Origin of the sequence: Solibacillus sp. FSL K6-1781, from assembly GCF_038630735.1 — a bacterium.
Classification (GTDB): Bacteria; Bacillota; Bacilli; order Bacillales_A; family Planococcaceae; genus Solibacillus; species Solibacillus silvestris.
This window is the reverse complement of sequence record NZ_CP152038.1, coordinates 3,631,526-3,643,512: the sequence shown is the minus strand read 5'-3', so window position 1 is coordinate 3,643,512 and position 11,987 is coordinate 3,631,526. Positions and strand designations below refer to the sequence as shown.

Here is an 11,987-nt window from a genome sequence, read left to right as displayed (position 1 = left end):
TTTCTGCACTATTTACGCTAATATTGTTAGAGGAAATTTAAAAGTAAGAGATGATTGTTTGTAATGAGAGGAATTGAACTTAACATATGAAAGAGAATTTTTGGCAGGAGCTACCGAAACCATTTTTTGTACTCGCGCCGATGGAAGATGTGACAGATTTAGTTTTTCGGCATGTAGTGGCTGAAGCAGGAAGACCAGATGTATTTTTTACCGAGTTTACTAATTCGGAAAGTTACTGTCACCCTGATGGAATTAAAAGTGTCCGTGGTCGCTTAACATTTACAGAAGACGAACAGCCGATTGTTGCACATATATGGGGAGACAATCCCGACAATTTCCGCAAGATGAGCATTGGTATGGCAGAATTGGGCTTCAAGGGAATTGATATTAATATGGGATGCCCAGTACCGAATGTTGCAGGCAGAGGGAAAGGCAGCGGTCTGATTTTACGTCCCGATGTGGCAGCAGAGCTAATCGAAGCTGCTAAAGCAGGTGGTCTGCCGGTCAGCGTGAAAACACGACTAGGTTATAAAGAAATAGATGAGTGGAAAGAGTGGCTCACACATATTTTAAAACAGGATATTGCAAATCTTTCTATTCATTTACGTACACGAAAAGAAATGAGTGCTGTTGATGCACATTGGGAGCTTATTCCGGAAATTAAAGCGTTGCGTGATGAAATTGCGCCAAATACACTGTTAACAATTAACGGCGATATTCCGGACCGTCAAGTTGGTTTAGAACTTGCAGAAAAGTACGGAATTGACGGGATAATGATTGGACGCGGTATTTTCAAAAATCCGTTTGCTTTTGAAAAGGTTCCAAAGGAGCACAGTCCTGAAGAGTATCTTGACCTTCTAAAACTGCAGCTTGATCTGCAGGACAAGTATGCCGAAGAACTGCCTCGTTCAATGTCAGGCCTTCACCGCTTTTTCAAAATTTATGTAAAAGGCTTCCGAGGTGCCGGTGAACTGAGAAACCAGTTGATGAATACAAAATCTACGGATGAAGTACGTTCATTGCTTAATAGCTTTGAGTTAAATAAAGAAGAATAATAATGAATAGGCTTGATTCCGATGAATGGAATCAAGCCTATTTTTCACCGCTTTTGTAAACAGCTATAAAGTGGATACAAACTTATCTCCGGTTGCTTATTTAAAACCTGTGGATTCAATTAAGAATTCATTGGTTTTATTTTTTTATCTGAATGTATAATGGATTTCTTCACATCGATACTGTATGATGCATAGTATAAGAATAATAGTGTATAACATACATTATAATGATTTGAGGTGTATAAATGAGTAATTTACTAAATTCCTTAACGACAGAGCTTAGGAGAGGGACATTGACTTTAGCTGTTTTAAGTCAGTTAAGAACTCCGCAGTATGGCTATTCATTGGTTCAGCTATTAGAAGGTGCCGGTATCTCCATTGATCAAAGTACTCTGTATCCGTTGCTTCGCCGGCTAGAAAAGCAGGAACTAGTTACGAGCAGCTGGGATACTTCTGAAAGTAGACCCCGAAAATACTATGTGCTGAGCAAATATGGTACGGAAATATTTCTGCAACTAAAAAAGGAATGGATCGATAATTCTAAGGAACTATATGCTTTATTAAGAGGGGATGAAGAAAATGAGGATCATTGATGTATATATTCAAGAAGTCACACGGAGATTACCTGAAAAAATGCGTACGGATATTGCATTGGAGTTACGTTCAACGATCGAGGATATGTTGCCGGAACAGTATAGTGAGGAGGATGCGAAACAGGTTATTAATCAGTTAGGCAATCCGGCCGTCCTGGCGAATGGCTATAAAGATGAACCGATGCATCTGATTGGTCCTCGTTATTTTGATGTATATGTCTCATTGCTTAAAATGATTGTCCCTATTGCCGTTATCATTACTCTAATTACGGTTATTACTAAATATATTGTCAGTTATAATGATGAAGAAGCAATTTTAATGAGTATGTTATCTATTTTTGGTGAAAGCATTTGGTCGATAATCAATGCTGCAATCCAAGTTTTTTTCTGGGCAACTTTAACGTTTGCAATTATTGAAAGGGTTGATAAAGATAAGGAACAGCAACCGCTTACTGCAAGCATGCAAAAATGGACAGCAGATGATTTAAAAAATATACCTTATATACCTAAAAAAAGAGCGATCTCAAAGTTTGAAGTTTTTGGAAGTTTATTGTGGACAGCTATTTGGGCAACCCTTTATTTCTATGCCAACCAGCTTATAGGGGTATACGAAGGAGATGGAAACCGATTACAGTTCGTTATGATTGCACTGAATCAAGATGTATTACTTCAATTTTTGCCGATAGTTATTTTAATCATTGGACTGGAAATTTCCTTTGCACTTTATAAATTACTAAAACAACAGTGGACAAAAAGAATGGCAATTTGGAATGCGGTTCTCCAATTATTCTCAACTGTCGTTTTTGTAGTAATTGTAATTAATCCTGATATAATGAACGACCATTTTGTAACTTATATGATGGAATTATTTACGATGACGAGCACGCAATTTAGCATATGGGTAGTTGGCAGTGCTATTATCATTTTCATCGTAAGTGCTGTAATATCTGTCTATGATGGTTTTAAAAGAGCGAATGCACGTTAATTTCTGGAAAAAAGAACGGATTTCCTATTAAGGGAGTCCGTTCTTTTTTATACATTTCATGCGGATTTCTAAATTTGAAAGAAATAAATATTTTCTTACAGAAAGTAAATTTTTCAGTTTTACTAAATATATTTACTTTTTTAAAATAACATTAAAGTGTTATATAACAATACTTTATGCATAAAAATGCTATTTGCATACGTTAAATAGTGGGGTTATTCGTATATTATTCTTTTGATATTCATTTGTATACTAAAATCGAAATATTTTAAATACTATTGCTATTACCTTTTACATTTTTACTTAGGTTAAGAAAAAAAGCAATGGCTACCAGTAGCCACACCGCCAAATGCGGCAGTTTTCGGATCAGGTTATATTAAAATAACTGACATGATGAAGGCAGGATTTGCATTGAATGTATTCGGTGTAGTATTCATCACACTGTCCATTTATTTCCTTCTTCCAATTATGTGGGATATTGATCTGAATTCAGTACCGGAAATGTTTAAAGTAATGAATAAGTAATTTAAAAAGGTGAAATCGAAAACGATTTCACCTTTTTTATACTTTATTTATCGTTGTATACGGTCATTTTCTTACTTCCAATTAAATAGATGATTAAAATAAGAATCATAAGTACCGCAGAAAAACTGAAGGTTATACCGTAGCCAACTATACTTGCTATAAAACCTAATCCTACTGACCCAATAGCTAAACCGGAATCGATAAATATAAGAAGCATCGAATTGGCTGTTGCCTTTTTCTCCGGTGGAACAAGTGTTAATGCCCAAGCTTGAATAATGGGATGAAGAATAGCAAAAGCAATTCCGAACAGTACACCTGACAGTAAAACCATGATCATGTTAGTTGAAAAGCCTAATACAACCAACCCGATAGCACCTGAAACAGCAGCCGGAATAATGAGAATTCTATGCCCGAACTTATCGAAAATCTTGCCGGAGAAAGAACGGATGATTACCATTGTAATTCCTTGAGCAATAAAAAACTGTGATATGCTTGCCCCTACATTAATTTCTTTCCCAAATGCCCCCATAAAGTTCACAATCCCTGCAATCGTCATATAATTGAATGCTACTAAAATAGACGGAAGAAGAACACGTTTATCAAACATATATTTATAGAACGGCTCTTTATTTATCTCCTTTGGATGTTCCTTTTCAACTTTCGTATTTTTTGTAAAAAGACTGCACACAAATGAAAATGCCATAAGACCTAATGTTAGTACCATCATAGACTGGAATGAAAAATTTGCTAAATAGGAAATAGCAATAAGAGGCCCTATTGTTGTCCCAAGGCTCGTAGACATTGCAAAGAAAACAATTCCTTCACCTAAGCGGGATTTTGGCACAATAGTACTGGATATAGTAAACACCAAATTTGTAAGCATGCAAAATCCAATCCCTTGAAGAGCTCTAATGACGATTAAAAATCCGATTGAATCATTGACGAAAGTGAGGGCGATTGTTCCTATAAAATAAAGCAAAGAAATAATCAGCAGCAATTTCATATTAATTTTTTGGATAATTATACTAGCGAAGAAGCGTGTAATCAGGGATGCAGTCATTAAAGTTGTCGTCATAATTCCTGCAATTGCAGGGTTCTCACTAATAGTGGCTACATAAATTGGAAAACCTGCTGTAATCATATAAAAAGAAACGAACATTATTAAAGACAGTAAAATAATTATTAAGTATTGGTTTGTCCATAGTTTGACTTTTGTATTATTCATGATGGAAAAACCACCTTTCAAGGCAATATGATAGCAATATAAATTACTTTGCCCATTTCAAAAAAAATTATTTCAGGCCAGGATTTGTTATTAGCGGCATACATTCATAAAGTTCAAACCATACTATTCTTTATATAATTAATTTGAAGGTGACACGATGAAACGAAAATTAATAGTTGCAGCAATCTTTGTTGCTGTTATCTGTGGTAGTTTTTTATTAGCGCTTTCAATTTCCCCATTAAAAAAATTGGATGGTCAAAAAATGAATAACCCGAATAAACCTGTAGTACTCATTGCCGTAGATTCATTAATGAATGAACCATTGCAAAAATTGGTGGAAGAAGGTGATGCACCAGCTTTAGCATATTTAATGAACAACGGACAGCTGCATCAGGAAATGATTAGCTCTTATCCGACGATGTCAGTCACGATTGACAGTACGTTACTAACCGGTACATATCCAGATCAGCATCAAGTGCCGGGATTAATCTGGTTTAAAGAAGATGAAAATCGAATGATTAGCTACGGCAGCGGAATCGGCGAAATCTGGAGTAATGGAGTTAAAAATGTTGCTCTTGATAGTGTTGTCCATTTGAATAGCAGCCATTTAAGTAAAGAAGTGCAAACAATCCATGAAGAGCTGGCTCATCGGAATCTTTCTTCAGCTTCGATCAACGGTCTTTTATATCGTGGAAATTTTCAACATCGCCTAAATATACCTAAATTAATTACGGTAGCAGATCTTTTGCCGGAAAATATTGATGTTAATGGTCCTGTAATTTTTTCACTTGGAACGTTAGCTCAATATAATTCAGAAAATAATCGTTATAAATTTGTATGGAATCGTTTAGGTGTCAATAATCAATTTACTGCGAATGAACTGAATTACTTGATTGACCAAAAGATGTTACCGCCCTTTACACTTGCCTATTTACCGGATGCAGATGCTTCTATACACAAACACGGGCCTGAAGATTTAAAGGGAATACAGAAAGCGGATCAAGCAGTACAAAACATTCTAAATCGCTTTCCATCATGGGAAGAGGCTATACAAGAAGTAACTTGGATTATATTGGGCGATAGTGGTCAATCGTTTGTAACCGATGATAAAGAAACGTCATTAATTGATTTAAATCAGTTATTGAAGGATTATACTTTTTGGGAAAGGAAAAATCCGAATGCTCAACTTGCCGTCGCTGTTAACGAGCGTATGTCATACATTTACGTAATTGACCCCCAAGTTGAGCTATCGGAAATTGTAAATGTTTTAAAAGAGGATGAGCGAATTGGCTTTATCGCATGGAAGAGTGGACAAACAAACTATGTTGTTAGCCCACAAAGTGACGGAGAGTTAGAATTTTCAAGAGAAGGTAACTTTATTGATGAATATAATCAAACATGGCGAATTGCTGGAGATGCCTCAATTTTGGATTTAAACATGACGAAAGAACAACGTATTGTATATCAGGATTATCCAGATGCACTTGCAAGGCTGCATGGAGCGCTTCATTCACAGGAAGGGAGTGTTATTATCGTGGATGCTAAACCATCTTATGAGTTTATTGAAAAGCATAGCCATGACCATGCGGGTGGCGGCGCACATGGATCTCTTCATAAAGTAGATTCGATTGTTCCGATTATAGTGACTGGGGCAAGTGAATTACCTGAATCTGATCGACTAGTTGATTTGAAAAAGTGGATACTTCAATTACTGGGTGAATCATAACTATGAAAGCATCCAGTTTTTTATTGGGGAATTTACCAAACTGGAGACCAGGTTTTTAAAAATTGAATTGTCCGCTCTTTTCCGATGCCCATTAATTTATTTTTTGTCGCTTCATCTAAATCAAATTGGGTTGCACTATATTCTTCAACCGGAATAAAGATAATATTCTTCTCGTGTCTTCGAGAAATATACCGATTATCATGAGCATTTTGCATCGTACTAAATAACGCTTCAAATAGTTGAATTCCATTATTAATATCATGAGGCTTCTTATCCTCGCTTGAACTGCTAAGCTTCATTCCAAGAACGGGCCGTTCTCTATTTCCATTATCATAAATCCACATTGGGAAATTACTTAAAACACCACCATCTACAATAACAGACTCCCTTCTCCCATTTTTTAAATAGACAGGCTCAAAGAAGAATGGAAGACCGCAACTCATGCGTAAAGCGCGGGAGACCGGAAAACTTTTGGGATCTATATTATAGTGATGCAAATCATCCGGGAGAACAAGAATCTTGCCGTTTGTTAAATCGGAGGCTACTAGTTTTAAAATGCCCTTTGGTAAATCTCCGAATGTGTAGATGCCTTTTGTCGCAAGTTTTTCGAGAAACCAGTTTTCCAAGGATTTACCACGATACAAACCCATTCTTTTATATAAATTAAGCCATTTTAAAAACGGTAACTCGATTATGAATTTCGGGGGATCGAGTAAAACCTTTAAATTTAGTTCATCAAAAATTTCTTCAAGTTCCTTTGTATTAAATCCCGCAGCGATAAAAGTTGCCAATATGGCTCCGGCACTTGTACCGGCTACACGTTCGAACTTGACGCCCTTTTCTTCGAGCGCCCGAATGGCACCTACATATGCAAAGCCTTTAATACCGCCGCCTGAAAAAACCCCGTCTACAATCATTCGTTCTCTCCTTCCTTATATTCATTTAGACCGTTCAATACATTTCCGGCTAGAAGTTAGTAGCTTTGGTATTTTTATAATGATTTTTTAAATTTGATGTCATAACAGTATATGATATTAAAAATAAAATGGGCTTATTAATATTAAACAAAATTGGATATTAAGAATTACTAACCCAAAAGTTTAATCACCAAAAAAAATTAAAAAGAAATTTATGACCTGAAAAAGCGTATTGAGTCCTTATATAACAGCATTCAGTACTATCAAAAAACACTTTACATTTAAAATATTCTAAATTTTACTATTGAAATGAAAGCACTTTCAATGTAAGATTTGAATAATTCAAATTACTAAACCGGTTTAGTAAAATATTCAGCTTAAAAGTTTTCTCAAGGAGGAATAATTTTGACTACAAATCCAACTGTTTTTACATTAGGAGATGCATTAGTTACGTTTAACCCATCCGAAACAGGTCCGCTTCGTTATGTGCAAAGCTTTGCTAAGAAAGCGGGTGGGGCAGAGCTAAACTTTGCTATTGGTTGTGCCCGACTTGGATTGCAGTCGAAATGGATGAGTCGCCTAGGTAATGATGAATTCGGTAAAGGCATTTACAAGTTTGCTCGCGGAGAAGGCATTGATGTATCGGAAGTTGAGTTCGTTGATGGGTATCCGACATCTCTGAATTTTAAAGAAATCCGCGAAGACGGTTCCGGAAAAACGTTTTACTACCGTCATCAATCTCCGGTATTAACAATCGAGCCGGAGCATATTACGGACGAATTGTTGAATGGCGTGTCGATTGTCCATTTAACAGGTGTATTTTTGGCAATCGCACCAAAGAATCTGCAAATTGTACTAGCTGTATTAAAAAAAGCGAAAGAAAAAAATATAAAAATTTCATTCGATCCGAATATTCGACTAAAACTATGGACGATTGAAGACGCTCGTAAAGCATATGAGCAAATTTTCCCTTATGTAGACATTCTGCTGGCAGGGATGGAGGAAGTGGAGCTTATTCAACATGATGTAAGCAAACCAGCACTGGAAGCTTTCGCAAAGCAGCACGGAATCGGACAACTTGTTATTAAAGACGGAGCCAATGGTGCAAAGCTTTATTCAGAAAATATGTGGCATGAAAAGGAAGCTTTCAAGATCACACCAATTGATACAGTAGGTGCCGGAGACGGGTTTGATGCAGGCTATATATATGCAGCTCTTCACAATTATTCACCAATAGAAAGTCTTACGTTTGCGAATGCGGTGGGTGCGCTAGTAACGACTGTAAAAGGTGATAATGAAGGACTGCCGGAACTACAGGAAGTGCTCGACTTTATGAACAATAAAAAAGCAATTGAACGTTAATCATATAAAAGGGAGATGAACATATGGTAAAGGCTGAAACATTAGCAGCGATTACAAGTTCGAAAGTAGTAGCAGTGATTCGAGGAAGTTCAGCAGAAGAAGCAATCGCTCTTTCTAATGCAGCGATTGAAGGGGGCATTCATTTAATCGAGCTCACTTATACAACGCCAAATACGCAGCAAGTACTGGAAACATTCCGCAATTCTGATGCAGTAGTAGGTGCTGGGACGGTGCTTGATGCGGAAACAGCTCGTCATGCAATTTTGAATGGAGCAAAGTTTGTTGTAGGTCCACAGTTCAGCAAAGAAGTAGCAAAAGTATGCAATCGCTACGCTATTCCGTATTTCCCTGGTTGTATGACGATTCAGGAAATGGTATCGGCACTTGAGTATGGCTGTGATGTGATTAAATTATTCCCTGCAAATAACTTTAAGCCATCGTTCATTAAGTCTGTTAAAGGTCCATTACCGCATGTACAGATTATGCCGACTGGTGGCATAAATACTGACAATATCGGTGAATGGCTTGATGCGGGAGCAATCGCAGTAGGGATTGGCAGTGATTTAAATAAAGCTTATGCAACAGGCGGACATGCAGCAGTAGTAGAAGCGAGCAGAAAATATGTAGAAGCAGCAAAACAAGGAGAGGTGTAAAAGGTGAATATTACATTTCGCTGGTACGGAAGAAACAATGATACAGTAACGCTCGACCATATCCGTCAGATTCCGAATGTTAAAGGAATTGTTTGGGCATTGCATCAAAAGGCAGCAGGCGAGCTTTGGACGAAAGAAGAGATTAAAGAAGAAGCAGAGTATATACAGTCAAAAGGTTTCCATATTGATGTTGTTGAAAGTGTCAACGTTCATGAAGATATTAAGCTCGGTCTTGGTAATCGCGATTTATATATTGAAAATTATAAACAGACAATACGGAACTTGGCGGAAGTAGGCGTTAAAGTAATTTGTTATAATTTCATGCCGATTTTCGACTGGACACGTACAGATATGTTCCACCCGCTTGAAGATGGGTCGACAGCACTTTACTTCGATAAAGAAAAAGTACAAAGTCTTGATCCGCAGCAGCTTGTAAAAACGGTTAGTGAAGCTTCTGATTTAACTTTGCCAGGTTGGGAGCCTGAACGGATGGCCCGTATCGCGGAACTTTTCGAAGCGTATAAAGAAGTGGATGAGCAAAAGCTATGGAACAACTTACGTTACTTTTTAGATGCCATTATCCCTGTTGCAGAAGAGGTTGGAATACGCATGGCAATCCATCCGGACGATCCGCCGTATTCAATTTTTGGCTTACCGCGCATCATTACAGGAGCAGCAAGCTATGAAAAATTAATCGAGATCAATGATTCTTTAGCAAACAGTTTTACATTCTGCTCTGGATCGATGGGTGCATCACCGGATAATGACATGGTCGCAATTGCCGAAAAATATGCATATCGTTCACCGTTTGCCCATATTCGTAATGTGAAAATCTACGAAAATGGCAGCTTTGCAGAAACTTCTCATTTTACATCAGATGGTTCAATTGATATTAAAGGGATCGTTAAAACATTGCATGAACAAAATTATACAGGCTATGTACGTCCGGATCATGGCCGTCACTTATGGGGAGAAGTTTGTCGCCCTGGCTACGGTTTATATGATCGTGCACTCGGTATTATGTATTTAAATGGTTTATGGGATGCTTACAGCGAACAAACAGGAGGCAAATAATGATTCCAATACACGAAAATTTAGCAAATAAAGTAGCAGTAATTACAGGTGGCAGCGGTGTTCTATGCTCAAAGATGGCACAGGAATTGGCACGCCAGCAAGTAAAGGTGGCGATTATCGGTCGTACTGAGTCAAAGGTCGAAGCAGTTAAAGAGGAAATCGTTGCAGCAGGGGGGAATGCTGTGGCAATAACTGCTGATGTACTTAACAAAGATTCTTTACTTGCAGCAAAAGAGCAAATTCTTGAGCATTTTGGACGTATTGATTTTTTAATTAACGGTGCAGGCGGAAACCATCCGAATGCGATTACCGAAAAAGAATATTATGAGGCGAATTCCACTGGTCTTTCATTTTTTGACTTGCAGGAAAATGGCTTTTCCGATGTATTCTCTTTAAATTTCACAGGAACATTCCTGGCATGCCAAGTATTTGGAGAGGCACTTTTACAGGCAGAAAGTCCAGCCATCATCAACATTTCATCGATGAGCGCATACACACCATTAACGAAAATCCCTGCGTACAGTGCAGCAAAAGCGGCGATAAATAACTTTACAAGCTGGATGGCTGTTCACTTTGCTGAAACAGGCTTACGAGTAAATGCAATTGCACCTGGATTTTTCATTACCCAGCAAAATAAAGATCTGCTCGTTGATGCAGAAGGAGAGTATACAGCACGTTCAAAAAAAATTATTGAAGCAACACCGATGAAAAAATTTGGTGAGCCAGATCAATTATTAGGGGCTCTGCTATTTTTACTGGACTCTTCTTATTCTTCGTTTATTACGGGTACAACAATTGCAGTAGATGGTGGCTTTAACGCGTATTCGGGGGTGTGATATTTGAAAAATGTCACGATTTCCGATGTCGCAAAGCATGCGGGGGTTTCTAAAAGTACTATTTCACAATATTTGAATGGCCGCTATGAATATATGAGTGAGCATACCCGAAAAAAAGTGGAATATTCCATTCGCGAGCTTAATTACCGACCAAATATTATTGCTCGTAGTTTGTCGCAAAAATCTACTTTCACTGTTGGGATTATTGTCGCGAATATTCTACATTCATTCTCCACTCATATTATTCGCGCAATTGAATTGAACTTTAATAAACACGGCTTTCATACAATTGTATGTAACGCTGACGACGAACCTGAGAAAGAACGGCAGTATATTGAAATGCTCATGGCAAAACAGGTGGATGGGATGATAATCTTTCCTACTGGCGACAATTTGGATTTATATGAGCAAATGAAAAAGAAAAAATATCCGATTGTTTTCATGGACCGTACGATAGAGGGCTTAGGAATTCCCTCTATTTTACTGGAAAATGAACAGGCGGCAGAAGTGGCGGTAAAGGCATTGACCGATAACGGGCATAGCCGGATTGCCATACTGACCGCACCGGTAACACGTAATATTACACCACGGCTGGAGCGAATTGAAGGTTATAAAAAAGCTTTAGTGAGTAGAGGCATACAAGTACGGGATGAATATATACATAGTGTCGAAGTCGAAGAAATGAAAGTATCTCTTCGTAATATGTTTGAACTGGATCAGCGGCCGGAAGCGATTATCGCAGGCAGTGACCGTGTATTAGTCGAAATCTTAAACTTTGCAAAAGAGCATCAACTTGTCATTCCAAAAGATTTAGCTGTTATTGGAATAGATGATGTGTCATTTGCAAACTTGTTTACACCCCAACTTACGACCATTTCACAGCCAACAACAAAAATGGCGAATAAAGCCGTGGAGTTGTTATTACAGCAAATCAAAGGGGAACAAAAGATGTCTAAAACAATCCGCTTTGGTGGCCAACTTAATATGCGTCAAAGTCATTAATACAATAAGCTGTGTTGATAGATAGACTGGATGT

11 protein-coding genes and 1 pseudogene are annotated in these 11,987 nt (G+C 37.7%); 10 read left to right on the top strand and 2 right to left on the bottom strand.

The features are described from left to right. Positions 1-86: 86 nt before the first annotated feature. The 4 genes and pseudogenes from MHH37_RS18530 to MHH37_RS18515 all read left to right on the top strand — a co-directional run. Positions 87-1,055: a tRNA-dihydrouridine synthase gene (locus MHH37_RS18530; protein WP_014822656.1), complete on the top strand. Its 969-nt coding sequence runs from the start codon at positions 87-89 to the stop codon at positions 1,053-1,055. A 245-nt stretch (positions 1,056-1,300) separates the two neighbouring features. Beyond that, positions 1,301-1,648 (top strand): PadR family transcriptional regulator, encoded by a 348-nt coding sequence (locus MHH37_RS18525; RefSeq protein ID WP_087617458.1) that lies wholly within the window; start codon positions 1,301-1,303, stop codon positions 1,646-1,648. Continuing rightward, on the top strand, positions 1,635-2,633 hold the full coding sequence (locus tag MHH37_RS18520) for a hypothetical protein (protein WP_342574178.1): 999 nt from the start codon (positions 1,635-1,637) through the stop codon (positions 2,631-2,633). The genes MHH37_RS18525 and MHH37_RS18520 overlap by 14 nt, the downstream gene beginning before the upstream one ends. Positions 2,634-2,960: 327 nt before the next feature. Further along, positions 2,961-3,158: pseudogene (locus MHH37_RS18515) on the top strand (anion permease); the annotation flags it as partial. A gap of 43 nt (positions 3,159-3,201) precedes the next feature. Here the strand turns inward: MHH37_RS18515 and MHH37_RS18510 are convergent. After that, on the bottom strand, positions 3,202-4,383 hold the full coding sequence (locus tag MHH37_RS18510) for an MFS transporter (protein WP_342574177.1): 1,182 nt from the start codon (positions 4,381-4,383) through the stop codon (positions 3,202-3,204). A 157-nt stretch (positions 4,384-4,540) separates the two neighbouring features. On the opposite strand from MHH37_RS18510, the gene MHH37_RS18505 reads away from it, so the two are divergent. Beyond that, entirely contained in the window at positions 4,541-6,109 is a 1,569-nt protein-coding gene (locus tag MHH37_RS18505) for an alkaline phosphatase family protein (RefSeq protein WP_342574176.1), read from the top strand. Positions 6,110-6,141: 32 nt separating this feature from the next. On the opposite strand, the gene MHH37_RS18500 is transcribed toward MHH37_RS18505, so the two are convergent. Then, positions 6,142-7,026, bottom strand: coding sequence for a patatin-like phospholipase family protein (locus MHH37_RS18500; protein ID WP_087617454.1), 885 nt, complete (start codon positions 7,024-7,026; stop codon positions 6,142-6,144). A gap of 405 nt (positions 7,027-7,431) precedes the next feature. On the opposite strand from MHH37_RS18500, the gene MHH37_RS18495 reads away from it, so the two are divergent. Genes MHH37_RS18495 through MHH37_RS18475 form a run of 5 tightly spaced genes read left to right on the top strand, consistent with a single transcriptional unit; the run spans position 7,432 to position 11,953 of the window. After that, positions 7,432-8,388: a sugar kinase gene (locus MHH37_RS18495; protein WP_065217604.1), complete on the top strand. Its 957-nt coding sequence runs from the start codon at positions 7,432-7,434 to the stop codon at positions 8,386-8,388. A 23-nt stretch (positions 8,389-8,411) separates the two neighbouring features. Continuing rightward, positions 8,412-9,041 (top strand): bifunctional 2-keto-4-hydroxyglutarate aldolase/2-keto-3-deoxy-6-phosphogluconate aldolase, encoded by a 630-nt coding sequence (locus tag MHH37_RS18490; RefSeq protein ID WP_342574174.1) that lies wholly within the window; start codon positions 8,412-8,414, stop codon positions 9,039-9,041. A gap of 3 nt (positions 9,042-9,044) precedes the next feature. Next, positions 9,045-10,115, top strand: coding sequence for a mannonate dehydratase (gene uxuA, locus MHH37_RS18485; RefSeq protein ID WP_014822665.1), 1,071 nt, complete (start codon positions 9,045-9,047; stop codon positions 10,113-10,115). After that, the gene (locus MHH37_RS18480) at positions 10,115-10,951 is read left to right on the top strand and encodes an SDR family oxidoreductase (protein ID WP_342574173.1); all 837 of its coding nucleotides are present in this window, start codon (positions 10,115-10,117) and stop codon (positions 10,949-10,951) included. The genes uxuA and MHH37_RS18480 overlap by 1 nt, the downstream gene beginning before the upstream one ends. Before the next feature lie 3 nt (positions 10,952-10,954). Further along, complete coding sequence (locus MHH37_RS18475; RefSeq protein WP_340735747.1) at positions 10,955-11,953, top strand: substrate-binding domain-containing protein; 999 nt, start codon at positions 10,955-10,957, stop codon at positions 11,951-11,953. The last annotated feature ends 34 nt before the right edge of the window (positions 11,954-11,987 follow it).

Coding starts and splice junctions, on each gene's coding strand:
- MHH37_RS18530 (WP_014822656.1), top strand. CDS start 87: ATGAAAGAGAATTTTTGGCAGGAGCTACCGAAACCATTTTTTGTACTC.
- MHH37_RS18525 (WP_087617458.1), top strand. CDS start 1,301: ATGAGTAATTTACTAAATTCCTTAACGACAGAGCTTAGGAGAGGGACA.
- MHH37_RS18520 (WP_342574178.1), top strand. CDS start 1,635: ATGAGGATCATTGATGTATATATTCAAGAAGTCACACGGAGATTACCT.
- MHH37_RS18510 (WP_342574177.1), bottom strand. CDS start 4,383: ATGAATAATACAAAAGTCAAACTATGGACAAACCAATACTTAATAATT.
- MHH37_RS18505 (WP_342574176.1), top strand. CDS start 4,541: ATGAAACGAAAATTAATAGTTGCAGCAATCTTTGTTGCTGTTATCTGT.
- MHH37_RS18500 (WP_087617454.1), bottom strand. CDS start 7,026: ATGATTGTAGACGGGGTTTTTTCAGGCGGCGGTATTAAAGGCTTTGCA.
- MHH37_RS18490 (WP_342574174.1), top strand. CDS start 8,412: ATGGTAAAGGCTGAAACATTAGCAGCGATTACAAGTTCGAAAGTAGTA.
- MHH37_RS18480 (WP_342574173.1), top strand. CDS start 10,115: ATGATTCCAATACACGAAAATTTAGCAAATAAAGTAGCAGTAATTACA.